This window comes from Saccharolobus solfataricus (genome assembly GCF_900079115.1).
In the GTDB taxonomy this organism is placed as follows: domain Archaea; phylum Thermoproteota; class Thermoprotei_A; order Sulfolobales; family Sulfolobaceae; genus Saccharolobus; species Saccharolobus solfataricus.
This window is the reverse complement of the sequence record NZ_LT549890.1, coordinates 1,852,519-1,869,913: the sequence shown is the minus strand read 5'-3', so window position 1 is coordinate 1,869,913 and position 17,395 is coordinate 1,852,519. Positions and strand designations below refer to the sequence as shown.

Annotated in this window: 16 protein-coding genes and 5 pseudogenes; 9 read left to right on the top strand and 12 right to left on the bottom strand. The window is 41.8% G+C overall.

What is annotated here, in order from left to right; all coding sequences use genetic code 11:
- Positions 1-448: 448 nt before the first annotated feature.
- From SSOP1_RS10070 to SSOP1_RS10060, 3 genes and pseudogenes are all read right to left on the bottom strand, one after another.
- On the bottom strand, positions 449-2,371 hold the full coding sequence (locus SSOP1_RS10070) for a hypothetical protein (RefSeq protein ID WP_010923710.1): 1,923 nt from the start codon (positions 2,369-2,371) through the stop codon (positions 449-451).
- Between the two features lie 3 nt (positions 2,372-2,374).
- A complete protein-coding gene (locus SSOP1_RS10065) occupies positions 2,375-4,081 on the bottom strand; it encodes a hypothetical protein (RefSeq protein WP_009990957.1) in 1,707 nt (568 codons plus the stop codon).
- Between the two features lie 16 nt (positions 4,082-4,097).
- Positions 4,098-4,433, bottom strand: a pseudogene (locus tag SSOP1_RS10060) (ISH3 family transposase); the annotation flags it as partial.
- Between the two features lie 43 nt (positions 4,434-4,476).
- Between SSOP1_RS10060 and SSOP1_RS10055 the strand changes: the two are divergent.
- Positions 4,477-5,721: an IS256-like element ISC1332 family transposase gene (locus tag SSOP1_RS10055; RefSeq protein WP_010923708.1), complete on the top strand. Its 1,245-nt coding sequence runs from the start codon at positions 4,477-4,479 to the stop codon at positions 5,719-5,721.
- A 47-nt stretch (positions 5,722-5,768) separates the two neighbouring features.
- Here SSOP1_RS10055 and SSOP1_RS10050 read toward each other — a convergent pair.
- Positions 5,769-6,497: pseudogene (locus SSOP1_RS10050) on the bottom strand (DUF4322 domain-containing protein); the annotation flags it as partial.
- A gap of 352 nt (positions 6,498-6,849) precedes the next feature.
- On the opposite strand from SSOP1_RS10050, the gene SSOP1_RS10045 reads away from it, so the two are divergent.
- The 5 genes from SSOP1_RS10045 (at position 6,850) to SSOP1_RS10025 (ending at position 10,147) form a co-directional block, all read left to right on the top strand.
- Positions 6,850-7,248, top strand: coding sequence for a hypothetical protein (locus SSOP1_RS10045; protein ID WP_009989371.1), 399 nt, complete (start codon positions 6,850-6,852; stop codon positions 7,246-7,248).
- Positions 7,249-7,551: 303 nt separating this feature from the next.
- Complete coding sequence (locus SSOP1_RS10040) at positions 7,552-7,896, top strand: YbjQ family protein (RefSeq protein ID WP_009989373.1); 345 nt, start codon at positions 7,552-7,554, stop codon at positions 7,894-7,896.
- A gap of 228 nt (positions 7,897-8,124) precedes the next feature.
- Positions 8,125-8,379 (top strand): antitoxin VapB family protein, encoded by a 255-nt coding sequence (locus SSOP1_RS10035; RefSeq protein WP_009989377.1) that lies wholly within the window; start codon positions 8,125-8,127, stop codon positions 8,377-8,379.
- Entirely contained in the window at positions 8,345-8,722 is a 378-nt protein-coding gene (locus SSOP1_RS10030) for a type II toxin-antitoxin system VapC family toxin (RefSeq protein WP_009989379.1), read from the top strand. Before SSOP1_RS10035 ends, SSOP1_RS10030 begins: the two co-directional genes overlap by 35 nt.
- Before the next feature lie 276 nt (positions 8,723-8,998).
- Complete coding sequence (locus SSOP1_RS10025; RefSeq protein ID WP_010923706.1) at positions 8,999-10,147, top strand: RNA-guided endonuclease TnpB family protein; 1,149 nt, start codon at positions 8,999-9,001, stop codon at positions 10,145-10,147.
- A 103-nt stretch (positions 10,148-10,250) separates the two neighbouring features.
- Here SSOP1_RS10025 and SSOP1_RS10020 read toward each other — a convergent pair.
- From SSOP1_RS10020 to SSOP1_RS10000, 5 genes and pseudogenes are all read right to left on the bottom strand, one after another.
- Positions 10,251-11,196 (bottom strand): annotated as a pseudogene (locus tag SSOP1_RS10020) (IS110 family RNA-guided transposase).
- A gap of 173 nt (positions 11,197-11,369) precedes the next feature.
- Positions 11,370-11,762: a type II toxin-antitoxin system VapC family toxin gene (locus SSOP1_RS10015; protein WP_009991922.1), complete on the bottom strand. Its 393-nt coding sequence runs from the start codon at positions 11,760-11,762 to the stop codon at positions 11,370-11,372.
- Complete coding sequence (locus SSOP1_RS10010) at positions 11,752-11,976, bottom strand: type II toxin-antitoxin system CcdA family antitoxin (protein ID WP_009991920.1); 225 nt, start codon at positions 11,974-11,976, stop codon at positions 11,752-11,754. Before SSOP1_RS10010 ends, SSOP1_RS10015 begins: the two co-directional genes overlap by 11 nt.
- A gap of 388 nt (positions 11,977-12,364) precedes the next feature.
- Entirely contained in the window at positions 12,365-12,763 is a 399-nt protein-coding gene (locus SSOP1_RS10005) for a type II toxin-antitoxin system VapC family toxin (RefSeq protein ID WP_009991918.1), read from the bottom strand.
- Positions 12,741-12,977 (bottom strand): AbrB/MazE/SpoVT family DNA-binding domain-containing protein, encoded by a 237-nt coding sequence (locus SSOP1_RS10000; protein ID WP_009991916.1) that lies wholly within the window; start codon positions 12,975-12,977, stop codon positions 12,741-12,743. Before SSOP1_RS10000 ends, SSOP1_RS10005 begins: the two co-directional genes overlap by 23 nt.
- Positions 12,978-13,347: 370 nt before the next feature.
- On the opposite strand from SSOP1_RS10000, the gene SSOP1_RS09995 reads away from it, so the two are divergent.
- Positions 13,348-13,623, top strand: a complete 276-nt coding sequence (locus tag SSOP1_RS09995; RefSeq protein ID WP_009991915.1) for an AbrB/MazE/SpoVT family DNA-binding domain-containing protein — start codon at positions 13,348-13,350, stop codon at positions 13,621-13,623.
- A complete protein-coding gene (locus tag SSOP1_RS09990) occupies positions 13,610-13,996 on the top strand; it encodes a type II toxin-antitoxin system VapC family toxin (RefSeq protein WP_009991912.1) in 387 nt (128 codons plus the stop codon). Before SSOP1_RS09995 ends, SSOP1_RS09990 begins: the two co-directional genes overlap by 14 nt.
- A 147-nt stretch (positions 13,997-14,143) precedes the next feature.
- Here the strand turns inward: SSOP1_RS09990 and SSOP1_RS09985 are convergent, their stop codons facing one another.
- On the bottom strand, positions 14,144-15,364 hold the full coding sequence (locus SSOP1_RS09985; protein ID WP_014511730.1) for an RNA-guided endonuclease InsQ/TnpB family protein: 1,221 nt from the start codon (positions 15,362-15,364) through the stop codon (positions 14,144-14,146).
- Positions 15,348-15,632, bottom strand: a pseudogene (locus SSOP1_RS09980) (IS607-like element ISC1913 family transposase); the annotation flags it as partial. The gene SSOP1_RS09985 and the pseudogene SSOP1_RS09980, both read right to left, overlap by 17 nt.
- Before the next feature lie 158 nt (positions 15,633-15,790).
- On the opposite strand from SSOP1_RS09980, the gene SSOP1_RS09975 reads away from it, so the two are divergent.
- Positions 15,791-16,741 carry an IS110 family RNA-guided transposase gene (locus SSOP1_RS09975; protein WP_010923701.1) on the top strand — a complete coding sequence of 317 codons (951 nt, stop codon included), beginning with the start codon at positions 15,791-15,793 and terminating at the stop codon, positions 16,739-16,741.
- A gap of 75 nt (positions 16,742-16,816) precedes the next feature.
- Here the strand turns inward: SSOP1_RS09975 and SSOP1_RS09970 are convergent.
- A pseudogene (locus SSOP1_RS09970) lies at positions 16,817-17,173 on the bottom strand (IS607 family transposase); the annotation flags it as partial.
- Positions 17,174-17,395 lie beyond the last annotated feature (222 nt).

Below are 17,395 nucleotides of genomic sequence, written 5' to 3'. Positions count from 1 at the left end.
GGTACAAATGCCTCATAACCGCTGGGTGAACCCACGTACTGCACAGGCACCCGGTGTCGGTAGTAGTAAAACACAGTGGTGGCGAAAACCACAACGCCAATGGCCACGTACTTCAACGCACCCATAACACCACCAAAACAAACAAACCCTTTAAGCATTACGGCCCAAACAAACCAAGCAACTGCTGAGATGGATGCAGGGTTTGACCACGCCAAGCGTCTCTCGGCACCCTAATCATGGTCACTGGTAGATGCTCAACCTCACAATACAACCAAGACCCAGCCCTAACCACAACCGCGCTGGTAAGGCAATAACGAGCACTAGGATTTATGCATTAACGCTCATCATCTAAGCATCAATTCACCACCCTGACTACAACCTCGATTACACAAGCCGTGCCAACTAGACAATGAGAACAGACCAGAACTCCGAGACTGACTCCCCAGGGCTAAACGTGGAAGAAGAAGAGCCTGGCTAAGGCAAGCCTAAACGACTCACTCTCCAAGTCGCAACACTCCTTATAGACCTCAAGGTACAACCTCCTGAGCAACTTCCTGGAATAATAAATAGCTCCATAGAGTGCGTGTGCCTTGGCTAGTTCCTTATTACCATTAATCAATGCGCGGAGCATTAGGGCTAACTGAGCCATTGAGTTTGAGGGGGCGATTAGTTGGACTAGGGACCTGCCATCAAGCCCGCTCACCAACCCCCTAAACTCATTAATCAACGACTCAACGTCAAAACCAAATCCCTTAAGCGAATTGTTAAAAGCATTAATTACTCCTTCTCTTAACTGTTTAACAACAGCACTGTTTCCCTTAACTGCCAAGACGAAATCTATGCAAACTTCATCGTTAAACTCTTCACACAACTTAATTCCAACCTCAGGCTTCGCAATACCAAGGGCAACCCTTAACGCAGGCAGGTACTTACGAAGCTTATCATATCCAAAGGCATAAATCAACTCCTCAGGGTTGACGCTAAGCTTACCCTTAAGCTCGCTGCTTAACCTACCCCTTGGACTGAGTAGGGCGTTGAGCATAAGCCTAGTCAGGACCGAGACGCTCCTAACGGCGTTCAGCACCCACAAATGCCCCTCAAGCAACTTGTTTATCGTTTCGTGATCACCCGTTAGGGCCAGGGACACGAGGTACTCACCAAGTATACCCGATGCAAAACTGAGATACCTAGCCGTGGGCATGGAGAAACGCTTCTTATTAAAAGCTTCCTCATACAATTGCCTAAACCCATCAACCAACTTTTCGCCAACCAACGAGCCCTTAATCGCCTCAACACGCAATGCCAAACTACGTGCAACTAGGTAGTCTTCGTAATCACCGATCTCCCTACGCTCCTCAGCTGCCTCGTTAAATAGGTCCCTCGCCTCATCAAGCTCATTATTATCAAGCCTATAAAACACCAATGCGTGCTTGAGATGCGATGCTGCCTCAAGGATTGATCTCCTAACTGCCTCCTCATCAGCCTTTACGGACCTGGATTCGATGTAGCTCATGAATTCCTTATCGCCCATTAACTCCTGAACCCTCTCTCTCATATCGTTTAGTTCCTCAAGGATCTCACTAGCCTTACCAACCACATCAATGCCTAGTTTCTCCTTCATAAGCCCCCTCACATACTCACTATCTAACGCTGGGGCTAAAGCATCCGCCCGAGCAATGACGCCCAGGCTGGACTTGAACCTACCCAACTCATTGAGCAAATCAACAACCCTACCAACCATATCCCCAACTTCCTCACTATTGAAATGACCAAAGTATCTACTAAGCAGGTTGGCGTAGGCAATTATTGCATGTACGAGGGACCAGGCATACCCCCTAACCACATCACAGTAATTGTCTAAAATCTCATTCAGCTTATCAAATATGTACCTAACTGTGATAAGGTCGAGGTTCTCCATATTCAATGCGGCGGCTAGTAGTTCGAGGTACCTATGTGGTGCCTTACCATGCAACGGTTCTAAGGCACCTAGCACTGACTTAATGAGGTCTGGTGATGCAACACGTTGTATAGTGAATGACGCTATGCGCAATGCTATATCGGCATCGCCGGGCTTGACATCCCTGCCTAACCTGGCGGCGTTGGCGATTATTGAGGCTAGCCCAAGACCATAAAAACTCTCAGCGTCATAAATACTGCCCCTACCCCTGGCGATGTTAAGGATCCTATTCACCTCGGCAACGGCCTCATTGTACCTATCGATGAATGCTAAGGTCAAGGCAAGTGTATAAGCTAGACCCATTATTACTAGACCTATTATTAATGGCGGTATTTCGTTACCAACGAGTAGGTAATAATCAACATCGCATTCCCTTAAAGCATCACCAAGGGACTCATCAACATCTCTCCTCAAGCTCTAAGGTAAGTCCTCGTGCCTAGGCACTGAAACACGCCCAGCCGAGGCATACCCAATGATTAACGCGGCCCTCTTCCAGCACTCATTGCTGAAATCCCTTAGTGCGTCTGTGAAATCCTTGCCGTAGTTGCCTACGAAATACTCAACGGCAGTGCTTACATCCCTTACCTTCTCCGAGACCTCCCTTAACGACCTCCTAACAGTTCCTAGGCGCCAGGGCTCCAACTCATCACCAAGTTCCTCGCACTCCTTACTCCTATTCACGATGCATATAAGCAGCTTCTTTATTGCCTCCTCAATTAGGTCGTGCTGCCTAATAACTAACCAACCCCTCAACTCCCCACCCTCAGCACTCTGGAGCAAACTCGATCCCTTTTTCTCGCCAATTAGCTCAATAATGCCTGGCGTCAGTATTGGGACGCCTGGCCTTACTGAATCAACGAATGGCCTCCTCAATGCGAAGATTTCGACCAAGGCATTGGCCGTGTTAGTGTTCTTATGGACCTTAAATAATCCGTTTATGTGTAGTATTATGAACTTCTCGGCTTTACCCTTGGCTTTGCTGATTAACTCCTTGATCTCACGGGCACTACAATTGTTCCTCGCCAGTTCCTCGCCGATGAGCCTAGCTATTAGTGCGTGGCCGGAGTCGAACTTTGCTAATTCGCCGGTTAATTCACTAAGTTCCCTATCACTTAATGCACACCCGTTGGGGTTGCTCTTGGTCCTCGTGTACTCCCTAATCAACTCAGCCAGGAATTCGGTGTTGATGAGTCCCTGCGAAACGTCAAGCCTATATACCTCTAACGCATTCCTCATTTCCCCACTCAATGCGTTGTAGACATCGCTCGGTATCACGATGAGTGTGAGCGGTTTCGAAGCTTCGGAGCTTATCGATTTTATGGCATTCATCAAGTCCTTTATTGTCCTCTTGATGTTTGTTTGTATGAATGCCTTCACATCAATGTCCACTCTCTCATAGGCTTCGGTTGACACTGGGTCGTAGAGTATGAGCAACCTACCGAAGTACTTGCCGAATTCCTTACCGAAGTTCTCAACGAATGTGACAAACTTCGGGTAATTCTTCGAATCAAGCACCTCAACACGTGCAACTAGCCCAATATCGCCGTTCATGAACAACTTCCAAATCACGGCTGCGGCTAGCGTGGACTTGCCAATACCCTTGGGTCCAACGATTACAACGAAGCCCTGCTTCAAAAGCCTATCCCTAACCTCGTTAACCAATTCGTTGAATTTACCTGCCCTAACAATGCTGTGGTACCCATCCTCAACCCTAACCCTCAACTCGCCGTTCTCAACCTTGATGTTTGGGTAAATCCTACCTTTCGCGAACTCACCAACATCAGCCGTGACTATGCCCGCAGGCACCTCCTGCCTGAACAACTTAATCTTCTTCTCAAGCTTCTTAATCTTCTTCTCAATCTCGTTAACCCTCCTCTCCAGCTCATCTATGCTCAAGCCTGTTATGTCCATTAGTGCCTTCTTTGCCTCATCATAACTCATCCCCATTGCGTAGGCAACCCTATAGACCAACAACCTACCCAACTCATTAAACTCGCCATCCCGTCTCCTCAACCTCTCAAGGCTCTCCCTCAACTCAATGATCTCCTTGAGGTAGTTCTCCTCCTCCTTCTTGAATGCCATGTGCGTGAGCACCGAGATGATGGCTAGGGAAGCCGCACCCATTACGGTAGACCCAAAATCACCTCCTTGAAAATAAATCTATATTATTAATAAGCGGTTCTATTGATTTAAATAGAAAATCTTTTAGATAGAATAGATCATCAGAAAACAAGAGTATTAGGAGTATCCTGAACTGCTCCCTCCTCACCTCCCCCTTGAACACGGTGTACAGGGAGTAGAAGGCCACGGCCAGCACGAAGATCAACGTGCGGAAGACGAACTTGGTGGAACTGGTGAATGGGAGAAAAGCCTTAATGTTCCTATAAGAGGTCTCTATGGGACCCCTCACCTTGTTGTACAACTTCAACACCTCCCCCTTCGGTAGGTCGAGGTTTGTAGCCCTAGCGAAGTAAACGGGGGCTACCAGTTATAGTTGTGGTAGCAAAAGGTGAAAAATAATGACAAAAAGTAAAAATAACCCCGGAAGGGGTAATACCATAAGGGAGAGTAATACCATGAAGGTAATGGAAGAAATAAGAGAAAAGATAAGAAAGGCAATCAAAGAAGGAGTTAGCCTAAGGGAAATAGAGGAGATAATCTTGCAAGAGGCCATGATGGAAGAGAGGGAAGCCTACCTAGAAGTTGAGGACGACCACAAGAACGGGACCTACTTCAGATATCTGGGAACCGGAGACGGAGTATTAAGACTCAGAGTACCGAGAACCAGAAAGGGTGGCTTCAGACCCAAGATCCTTCCGGAGAAGTACGAGAGGACCAGCCCAGATTACGAGGACTTCCTCCAGCAGCTCGTTCTATCAGGCATGACTCCAAGTCAAGTCAAGGCCGTGTTAGCAGCCAAGGGAATACCGTATAGTGAGATCGTAATGAATCGGGTTGCCGAGAGAATATCCAACAAACTCAAGGAATACAAGAGCCGCGAACTACCTCACGATCTCCTAGCCCTTTACATCGATGTGAAGATCGTAAAGGTCAGAATCAGCGAGTCGATCATGGAGAGAGCCATTTACATTGCCATAGGAGTTGACTTAGAAGGGAATAAGTTCGTCTTGGACTACGAAGTTAGGGATAGGGAGGACTTGGACGGTTGGAAGTCCTTCTTGAGCGGACTTGTAAGCAGGGGAGTCAGTAGGGTTGACGTAATCGTGAGCGATGACTTCTCTGGACTCGATCGCGTCGTGTCCACGCTCTTTCCCTCCTCTCAACACCAGCTCTGTATAACACACATGGTTAGGAACCTCATGAGGGTCCTCCCAGACAAGGAGAAGGAGGAACTAATGATTAGAGTTAGGGATCTAAAGTCCTCCAGGAACGTGGAGGAGGGAAGGAAGGCTATATTGTCCCTCAGCCAACTTGTCCAACCCTTTTCTCCAGCCCGAGCCAAGAGGCTTCTTGACGCTGCTGACAAGTATTGTTCCTTTCTCAACTTCCCCAGGGAGATTAGACACTACCTCTACACTAATAACACGTCGGAGAGTTTCAACTTGACCCTGGCTAGGTTTGAGGAGGAGCTCGGAGGTTACTTTCCCTCTCTTCGCTCCTTGGAGGTCTATCTCTACGTTTCGATCCATGAAAGTAATTCGCGTTGGAAGTTCAGGCCCATGTCGGTGATAAGGCATTACTCATATCATCTCAAACAACTCCACGCTTCAAGGTTCCAGGTGAGTCTTGATGAAGACTTTTAACCTTCTGCTTACATATTTTCTCACACAACTATACCCAGTAGCCCCAAGTAAACGAGAGTCTTCCTCTTTCTCTTAACCTTCTCCTTGCTGTACACGAGGAGCCTGAACTTGACCTGCTCGTCCCTCCTGTGCCTCTTACTGTTAGTCTCGTACTCGCCGTCAAACTCCTGGTAGACCTTCACGTCCCCAACAGGAACTCCGATTACGTACTTGAACTGCGAAACGAAGTTGAGCACGTCAATCGTGTAGAAACCAGCGTCGAGAGTCATCAACCTTATCTTGAACCCCATGGCGACGACTTGCTCCACGAGGGCCTTCACGATCTCTTCCTTAGTCATCCCCTTGACTTGAGTGACGAAGGCCAGTAGGAGCACTTTCCCGTTAAACTTTGTCGTCGCAGTTGCGTAGTTCCAAGAGTTTCCCTCCTCCGAACTCCCGAGCCCTCCCACCGGTCTCCCGTACCAGATCTTGGTTGTCCAGTCTATTGAGAGGTCTATCTCCTTGACTCCCTTCAGTACCTTCAAGGATATCTTCCTGGCGCTTTCCAAGAGTTTCTCAATAACTTCCACCCCTTGTTTCTCTACGTAATTCGTCACGGTCTGTGGGGACACGCCATACGCCCTCGACTTGCTTTCCACCGAATCGTTCCATAAACACGCTGAGATGAGGGTTCTCGCCACCTCTTCCCCTTTCTTTCCCTTGAAGTTCAGCATGGAAAGTAATTTATATCCTATTTGTTGAATGTTATTTTGGTGAGGGAGACCGGGTGTTACCATCTCACTTACTCACGTGGTAATACCACATCTCCCTCACCTTAAACCCTTTCTTCAACTGAATTCTTAATACTCATATAAATCCTGTTATCTATCATGAATCGATATTATTCTGTCAGAATTATTTTTCATAATACGATTTTGGGTCTACCGGGAAGGGTGAGGGTTACGTCATCATCGTTTCCACCATCTATTCTGGACTCCATTTGGTGAGCAGTAGGGATAAAGTTATTGCTTCTTACCTCCCGGATTTTGCAAGTATTTAGTAACTGGAGAAGTATACTGTACTTATATAAGCTTCCTAGTTCCGAATTCGTCGACTCCTATAAAGTTAGTTTACGCTTGTAAATGTTGTATGGACAACGTGAACGTAACGTTAACTCCTCATCTAGTATCTTACGTCTTTAACGTATACATAAAATACGAATTACCTTGCGGTAAGGTTTGTTGCTTATATTATTGTACAATAGGGAAGTATTATTCACCAGGCTCAATAATTAACATAAGCTTTACTGCATATAGATATAGCCAAAACTTAGAACTAATAGGAGTAGAACCTTCGACATACTTCACTTTAATATCTCACGGTCAAACTGAAGCTCATTGTTGTCTAAAAAGCTGGATTGCTGTTAAGTTGAATAACGTTAGCGTTTATACGTCGATATACATAGTAGTGAAAGCTATGAGCCCAAGTAGTGCGACTCCTAAATTCAACATTCCCATGTTACCAATTATAGACAGAAGAATGATTTAAGTCATCTCCTTTTTTATCCAGTATTCCTTTTCTTTCTTTGATGCTTACTAAGCTTCACGTTTTTCCAAATTCGTTAATGTATGTTTGAAAGAGACTGTTCAGTAAATTTTGGACAATAGGAAGATCAAGATCTTAGCTAATAGGGTAGGGTTACGTACGTCTAAGTGTCTCAACGAGAACACGAATGCAAGGTGATATCTTTGAAGAGCATCTTAATATGCTAATAGCGTGAACGCATTGTCCTTATCTGCTGTTTTCATGTTTGAAAGCAAAGTCTAAATTTACTATTTCGTCAACTACCTTATGAGCTATAAAGAAGGAGATGTCCTAGTTACTAACGGCGAACAATCGCCCGGGTATAAGATTGTGGAAATAAAGGGTTTAGTAGTAGGAATAACAGTAAGGTCTAGAGGCCTAGGTAAAAACATAATTGCCTCTTTGCGTAGCCTTCTAGGAGGAGAAATTAAAGAGTACGTAGAGTTAGCGGAACAAGCAAGGCTACAAGCCTTACAGAGAATGGTTGATAATGCGAAAGCCTTAGGGGCAAATGCTGTAGTAAACGTTAGATTCGACTCTAACGAGTTATCAGAGGCGATGGACGAAATTATCGCTTACGGAACTGCGGTTGTAGTGGAGAAAAGTAGTTGAAAATCTTTTTCATTTTTTCCTCCTTAATAACGCATAGAATGTATTTGAGTTTGAAATTCTCCTCTAGTTAGAAAAATTGTTAGAAATTACTCCTCAATCAAGGGCTGAAGTATAACAAGCTTTACTCACAGTCGAGCTGGAATTATTGAGAATTTAGAAGAGAAGTCAGATGCAACTTGGCTAGACTTTCTGTAAGCAAATTCTCCACAAGGTTTATTTACCTATAGTATGTATACATCATATATGAAAACGATAATGATAAGGGACGACGTCTATAAGAAATTGGTAGAAATAAAAGGGGACAAAAGCTTTAGTGAAATAATTGAGGAACTTATAGAAGAATCTCTAACCTTGAGGAGGAGGAAATTGGAGAAGTATTTCGGAATTCTTAATGAAGAGGAAGCAGAAGAGATTATGAAAGAAATCAAAGAAGTGAGGAAGATAACTGATGAAAGTATTAATAGAAAGCTCAGCAATTATTGAATATTTGAAAGGTAATGCAAAGGTAAAGGAAATTATTTCCAATTCTGAAGATTTTTATGTTAGTACATTAACAATTTTTGAAGTATTACTCGGCAAAGTTGAGGAAAATAAAATCCTCGACTTTTTGTCAGCATTTAATGTAATAGGTCTTAATAAAAAAGATTCCATTATTGCTTCAAGGATATACAAGAGATTAAGAGATAAGGGAAAGTTGATAGGATATTTCGATATATTAATATCCGCCCAAGCTATCAATAGAGATTTAACTCTAGTGACTAAGGATACTGATTTTTTAAAAGTAGCTGACGAATTTAATGAACTGAAAGTCGCTCTAATTACTTAGGATTTATTATACCGTCTTTAGGCTTCAGTTAGCAAAATACTTTAAAGAGGGAAATATTTTATAAATTTTCTATTTAGACTTCTTTTTCTATCATAGTTTTACTGAATATTTTCTAGGTAAATAATTTCAATCCAGAGGTACTTTTGTGTGAATATCGTCGTTATATCATTGTACTATTAATTTCTTTACAAAAATTGGAGGTTAAGGGGGCGGAAAGCCTCGCCAGGGGATGGATAGCCCCCTATATTTAAATACTTCTTTGTCAAAATTTCATTAATGGCTAGGAGGGGTAATAAAGCGATCAGAGCAACTGTTTCAATGAAGATCGCCCTCTCTGAACCCCTCCTAGTCCTCGTGAACAACTACGTTAAGGCACTCCGTTTCACCCTATTTTGGTTGAAAGAAAATGTCCCGAACCCGGAAGAGAAGGGAGTGCTTTCGAAAGTCCACGAGGCGTTGTACGAGAAGTTAAGGGAGGAGTACAATCTACCATCAAAGGTTGCTGAGGATTGCTATAGGGAAGCTCTAGCGACGTACAAGGGTTGGTATAATAATCCTAGAAGAGGACGTTTTCCTAGAGTGTACAGACCTACGGTATGGTTAACACCGAGGGCAAGTTATAATGTGGACTTCGAAGCAATGACTGTTAGGATTGTGAGTGTTGGCGAACTTTCAATCTTAGGTTATCCTAGAAACCTCAAGGAGTACATGGGTTGGAAGATGAAGGAGGCTAGGTTAGTGATCAGGGATGATAAGGCTTTCCTTAAAGTTGTTTTTGAGAAAGAGGAGCAGAAGGTTGAGCCAAAGGAAAGTATTGCCGTAGATATAAACATGGCTGAGGTAGTTGTAGGGAAGGACGATAAGAACTACGTTAGGATCCCAACTCGCCTTGAGGAAGTTCACCACTGGAAGTCGTTAGCCGAGAGGTTGCTGAAGAAGTATCCAAGGAGGTGGAGGGAGAATAAGAGGATCTTGTATAGAGTTCGTTCTTTCCATCTAAAGGCTAGGAGGATTATGGAGGACTTTGCTAGGAAAGTGGGGAAGTGGGTTGTTGATGTAGCAAAGAGAATGGGTGTTAACGTCATCAAATTGGAGAGTCTTAAGAACCTTATTAAGAGCGTGGAAAAGCTATCTAAGGAGTTTAGGGATAAGTTGTATCTTATGCAGTATCGTCGTTTGCAGTACTGGATTTCTTGGCAAGCTAAGAAGCGTGGAATGACTGTTGAGTTTGTTAATCCTAGTTATTCTTCTGTTTCATGCCCAAAATGCGGTAAAAGGATGGTTGAGGTTTCTCATCGTTGGTTTAAGTGCTCATGTGGTTATGAGAATGATCGTGACGTTATTGCAATCATGAATTTAAATGGGAGGGGGTCTCTGACCCTCTCGACTGCCCCTCAAATGAGGGATGTAAACCCGAACCGATGAGGGGAACCCTCGACCCTTCCAGGGTGGGGAGCTTCCGGTATAAAAACTTTTCCTTGAAAATCGAGCATAGTCCACACTACTTACGCAAGTGATGAAACCTGCTTTACTCACTAGCATCAAAGGGCTTATTATAATACAGCACAGCCCAAGTAATAACAGCCAATTTCCTTGCACAAGCAGTAATCAACTTCTTACCCTTTAACCTACCCTTATGATCCTCATAAAAACGCTTGATAACAAGATTAACCTTAATAGCAGTCAAAGCTGCAAGATAGAAAGCCCTCCTCAAAACAGCATCACCTTTTTTAGAAATACCTCTCGATACAACACTCTTACCACTAGACTCAACAACTGGGTCAAGACCACAATAAGCAACAAACCTCTTCTTATCACTAAAGCGCCTAACATCACCAACCCTAGCCAAAATAATACAACCCAAGGTTTTACCAATACCAGGAATAGTGAAAATCAAACTATCCTTGGAAACAACATTCTCAAGCTCCTTCTCAATCTCCCTCTTCCTACCCTCAAGCCTCTCAAGCTCCTCCAAAAGAAACCTCAGCCAAGACAATACTATCCCCACCCCTCAAAACCTCCTCCAAGTTTTTCTTAGACAAACTATCCCTATAGCCTAAAAGTACCAAATCCCTCCTCAACCTATTCTTAACCCTAGCAATACTCCTAATAACAAAATCCCACTGGCTAGTCAACTCCCTAGCATCACTTGTTACAAACCCACTACCCATACTTACAACTATTTCTGCTAGCTTTTTAGCATCATTCTTATCACTCTTCTTACCCCTAAAATCCTTGAACTTCTTGAGAATAAAGGGATTAATAATCCTAACATCATACTCACCCATCAAGTACTTTGCTAGGTTAACGTGGTAAACTCCAGTACTCTCAATACCCACTTTGCAACCCTTAGGTAAGATCTCCCTTATCTCCTCAAACCCTTGCCTATCATTAGTAAACTCGTAGAGTTTACCTTGAAAATACATGATTAATTTATCTTTTGATACATCTATTCCTGCGACTGGGGCCTCCAATTATACTCACCCTTATGTTTTATTCGGGCTTTTTGCCCAACTTCCGGTCCGAATTGGAGGAGGCCAAGCTCCCCATCGGGCTTTAAGCCCAAGGAGCGTCACGGCCTACACCCCAGTCAGATCTGTATTACTCAGATCTGACTAATATGTTTTATATAAGGAAGTCAGTTCTTTCACATACTTTTTATCAAATCTTTTAATGAAATAGCATTAGCTTTTCTTATCAGCTCTTTATCGTTAGACACTAGGATAAGCCCTAAAGATTCAGCAACATATGCATAAGATGCGTCATAGTAAGTCAAACCCCTTTCTACGGCAATTCTCATTACTCCCTCAAGAGGTGGATCCTCTACTATGTTAAGTTTTCGCATTAATTTATGGAAAAGCATCGAAAGAGTTATAGGATCTTTAACCTTTTTATGTATATAATACTCCTTCCATATGACGTTACCTACCTCATAAAAAGTTAGGGTAAGTATATGAATTTTCTTTAAGTCTATTTTATCCACGTAATCTAAAAGCGAGTACAAAGCTGAGGCATCGAATAGGAATTCCTTATCTTTCATCCCTACTCTCCCTAACAGCCCTTACCCAATCATCTTCACTTACATCTCTCATTAGTTCCTTAATTCTCATAACTATATCCTTAAGCTCTTCCTTCTCCTTCTCCCTTATGGCCTCTTCTAAAGCTTTTTCTACAACTTCCCTAATGTTAATTCCCAACTCCTCTGCCCTCTTCTTCAGCTCTTTCTTAACCCTTACGCTTATTACGTCTGACATATATATGTATACGAAATATACGTATATAAAACTTTCGTATATTTATACTTTGTAGGTTACTACAATTTTTTCTCAGAGAGAACATATGAGCAACTTTTAACTAGTAGAATTTGTCACAATTAGCCTAAAGACCGAGTGTGGAAAACAATTTTGTTAATTCAGTATAAATTATATAAAGTGTGATTTCAATTCAACACAAGATTTATCAGTTAATAAAATATAGTATTGTAATTTTATCCTTGTTCGAAATTTTTATTGTAAATCAGAGAGTTTAAATGATACGACTTTAAGGAAATTTTAACCAAATTTCAAATGAACGAAATTATTGATTACACTGTATAAACTTGGACATAGGTTTATTCAATTATTTACGCTCAGGATAATTTTCTCAACTATGTAGAATTATTGTGTTTTTATATACTCTTTTAATCTCAGAGTCCGTAGTATATATTACAGTATTCTCTTTTTCAGCAAAGGCTACTAGAAAACAGTCCACTATGGAAAGGTTTTGGTACTTAACTTTGAGCTCACCTGCCCTTAAAGCAAGTTCCTTATTAGTACTAACAATCTTTATTGGTGAATTTAGAATTAAGGAGAGTCTAACATTAGCTTCTTCTACCCCATTAAGTTTGCCATAAGTATAAAGGAACTCCGCTAAATTAAGATCTAGAGTATAACCTACACTTTTACCCGTATAAACTTCTTCCACAGCTTTCTTAGCCTCTTCATTAAGCCCGGAAAAATATACGTGGAAAAAACCGGTGTCAAACAGAATTTTCCTTCTCAACTTCCTCTTTCCTCAGCTTTTCCAACTCCTTTACAGCAGAATCTCCCATCTCTTTATCTATGCCGTAAGCGTCCAAGAGGGTTAATTTACGTTTTAAAATAATCTTATCACCCTCAACTTCCAACTCTATAACAGAACCCTCTTTAATATTAAGCCTCCTTCTAACCTCAGCGGGGATAACTATAATCCCTTTCTTGTGAACTTTTACCTCCATGAGATATATTCATTTAACGATTATTAAAGTTTAACTTACAATAGAGTTAAACCATGAGGCAAGTTTGACATAACTGAAGAATTTCTCGGTGAAGGGAAAGCAATACTTTAAAACCATTTAACCTTCAGTATTAACGTTTTTAATCCTTACTAATTCAGTCTTTTTCGAAAGTTTTAGACAATTGTCGAATATAATGACATGACCAAAAATGTATCGAATTGTGTAGTAAAATGGATTATAAAGCTTCTTTTATAAAATTTTTCTTTGAAAATTTAGCATAATCTACATTATTTATACAAATTATAAAACTTGTTGTTGCTCATTAGCGTTAAATTTTAAATATTAGTTTAGCCAGTTAAACTATAGTAGAATGAGTTTGACTCTAAGAGTGGAAGTTGGAAAGAAGGGTTATATAATAATTCCTAAAAGTGTAAGGGATTTGGTGGGAATAAAAGAGGGGGATATCTTAATTTTGACAGTCGTTGGAGATAAGATAATCTTAGAACCTGAGAGGAAGGTTAACATACGAGAAGTTGTCAAAAAATTAGAAGAACATGAGAGGAAGATATCTTATGCTAAAAGGGCAAGCCTTGGGGAACTTGAGAACATAAGTCTTGAAGAGGAATTGAAGATTGATTTTTCTTGATGCTAATTTCTTAATCTACTTAAACTCGGGTGTAAGTGAGGTAAAAGAGTATTATATAAAACTCCTCACATATGAAAGCTTGTTTTCAGATCCTTTAGTTATAGATGAGGTAATATACGTGTCTAAGAAGAAGTATGGAGTTAAGTATTGCGATACCATAGAATTCTTGGATGAAATAGTGCTCAAGTACTTAACAGTTTTACCAATCACGATAAAGGAATATGAGAGGGCTAAAGAAATTATGAGAAAATACTCAGTTAAGCCATCTGATGCCTTTCATATTGCCGTAATGTTAAACAATTCAATAAACGTGATCTTAAGTGAAGATAAGGAGTTAGATAAAGTTGCAGAAATAAAGAGAATATGGATTTAAATGAAATTCACTAACCTTCTCAATTTGTCCCTGCATAATCGAGTTATGAGATAGGGATAAAAAAGGAGAAGGGTTTTTGATAGGGGTCGGACTTTCATAGGGTTTCATAGTATTTCGTATTAACCCTCGTCCTCACACCGTTTGTCCCTACACTTTCATTTCAATCATTTTATGTTCATTCATGATCGAGTGTAGGGACTTAGCCCTCAACCACCCACTTAAGGTAGGTGGGTCATGGGACTCCTTCGAGCCCAACGGCACGGGGCTCACATCTCCAGCTCTCCTCGCTAAGTTGTACAGTGCAACTACATCCCTATGCCACTTTTCCTTCCCCTTCTCACAAACACCAACCCTTGGGGCATCGCCCCCATCGAGTTGGTAAACGATATTCGCCCCATGAATTGGGCAAACAGTGGAAGTATAAGATGGGTTAACTAAGACCACGGGGACACCAAACTCCCTAGCCTTCTCAATAATAGCGTTCTTCATTGAGGAAAATGCAGATCTATAAATCCTCAACCTAAGCTGTTTATCCTTCACGTCCTTTATCATATGCTCCGGAGTTCTCCTTGGCAAGTCCTCCAAGACAATTGCACTCCTACTTTCAAAAGCCTCTTTAACGATTAGCTTAGCTAATTTCCTCCTAATGTCTACTTTCTTATTCCTCTCCCTCAGCCTCTTTAACTTCCTCCTCACTTCCCTATCCTTAGTTGACTTACCAGTAGTTATTGCCTTCCTCCTATACTCATAGCCCAGAGTAATTTTCTTAGTGTTAGTCTCAAGCAATAAGGGTTTACTGTTGATGAGCACCGAGACCGAATTCTCGTTAAGGTCGACGGGAATAAACGCTTTAGGTTCATAAGGTTTAGGCTCATCTCTCTTAAAAATGACGTAGAACTCTACAACATTCCCCTTCATCAGCCTAAACCTGGCCTCACTCGCAATCCTCCACTCCGTGTTATAATATCTCCAGAAGATCTTAGGGAAGGTTGGTGAAATGAGAATCCTACTCCTCTTTGTGGAAATTGAAATCGTGTCGAGGTTGAACTTCCACAGATGATCGTCGAGGTGAATAGTAACTCTCCTCACTGACGGTTTCTCAGTGTAACTCCTACCTCTCTTCTTTAACTTCTCAAAACTGTCTAATCTCTCGCTTGCATCCTCACAAGCTGTGTAAATATAATGGGAGGGTAAGTCCTTATGTTTCTCCCTCTCAGTCTTGTAAACTCCAGCTTTAATCCTGGTGAAGGAGGTAGTTTTGTTTGACAGCCCATAATTTATTGCGTCCTCTAGAACCTCTCTGTACTCCTTCTCGACCTCCTTAAGTGCTGAGTATGTAGAATAATCAACCTTAACCCTTAACTTCACTGTCCTCTCCACTTAACTCACCTATTAACTTTTTTACACCTTGAACTAGGAGTGTTTTCTTGTGACTCCTCATTCCGTAAATTTTCCCAGCGAATGAGGTAATGATTGAGATTAAGTCCTCAACTAGCTCTTGTGCGTCATCTTTGGGCTCCTCACCGAAAACTACTTCAATCTTAACTCCCATGGTTGAGAAGAACTCCTCAATGTACTCGAAACCGAACCTTGTTAACCTATCTTTGTATGTTATTAATACGATGTCGACACTCCTTATATAAAACATATTAGTCAGATCTGTGTAATACAGATCTGACTGGGGTGTAGGCCGTTGACTCCTCTGGGCCTAAAGCTCGACGGGGAGCTTGGCCTCCTCCAATTCGGACCGGAAGTTGGGCAAAAAGCCCGAATAAAACATAAGGGTGAGTACAATTGGAGGCCCCAGTTGCAGGAATAGATGTATCAAAAGATAAATTAATCGTGTATTTTCAAGGTAAACTCTACGAGTTTACTAATGATAAGCGAGGTTATGAGGAGATAAGGAAGATCTTACCTAAGGGTTGCAAAGTGGGTATTGAGAGTACTGGAGTTTACCACGTTAACCTAGCAAAGTACTTGAATAATGAGTATGATGTTAGGATCATTAATCCCTTTATTCTCAAGAAGTTCAAGGATTTTAGGGGTAAGAAGAGTGATAAGAATGATGCTAAAAAGCTTGCGGAATTAGTTGTAAGTATGTGTAGTGGGTTTACAACAAGTGATGCTAGGGAGTTGACTAGCCAGTGGGATTTTGTTACTAGGAGTATTGCTAGGGTTAAGAATAGGTTGAGGAGGGATTTGGTACTTTTAGGCTATAGGGATAGTTTGTCTAAGAAAAATTTGGAGGAGGTTTTGAGGGGTGGGGATAGTATTGTCTTGGCTGAGGTTAGGTTTCTTTTGGAGGAGCTTGAGAGGCTTGAGGGTAGGAAGAGGGAGATTGAGAAGGAGCTTGAGGATTTTGTTTCCAAGGATAGTTTGATTTTCACTATTCCTGGTATTGGTAAAACCTTGGGTTGTATTATTTTGGCTAGGGTTGGTGATGTTAAGCGCTTTAGTGATAAGAAGAGGTTTGTTGCTTATTGTGGTCTTGACCCAGTTGTTGAGTCTAGTGGTAAGAGTGTTGTATCGAGAGGTATTTCTAAAAAAGGTGACGCTGTTTTGAGGAGGGCTTTCTATCTTGCAGCTTTGACTGCCATCAAGGTTAATCCTGTTATCAAGCGTTTTTATGAGGAGCACAAGGGTAGGTTAAAGGGTAAGAAGTTGATTACTGCTTGTGCAAGGAAATTGGCTGTTATTACTTGGGCTGTGCTGTATTATAATAAGCCCTTTGATGCTAGTGAGTAAAGCAGGTTTCATCACTTGCGTAAGTAGTGTGGACTATGCTCGATTTTTCATGGAAAGGTTTTTATACCGGAAGCTCCCCTCAACAAGTTTGAATAACTTAAGCAATCCTTTCCTTTGTGTGTTTAACCCGCTTGCAATATCTTTCAGTACTTCAACTACCTTGTAACCCTTTGCCGTTGCGTAGTTCGTTAGGTAGTTTATTTGTCTTTCCAAGTCTTCTCTCTGGTCTGCTGACGAAACTCTTGCATAAATTACAGCCCTCGTCTCTTCCCTCTTCTCTAAGTACTTCTTTATCTCGCTGTAAGGTATCCTATACTTCCCTCCTTCAGTCGTTACCACCTTTATTTTTCCTTCTCTAATCCACCGTAGGAGTGTTGAGTATGAAATGCTGAGCAGTTGGCAAGCCTCCTTAGGCCTCAGTAGTCTCTCCACAAGATTAGTTGATAATAAATAAATATAAAAAGATTTCTATTAACGTGAGAAAGGATTCAGCCCTTATTTCCCTCCCCGTGCCGTCTACGGGAGCGGTAGTCAAACCACTCCCTTCGAGGACATGGGGGTTTCATTGAGCATCTTCCTCCCTCTCACATTGCTCATAGAGTTCATGGTGGTGCTCTCTATTCTAACGTTAACATAAAAGTTTATAAACTTCGT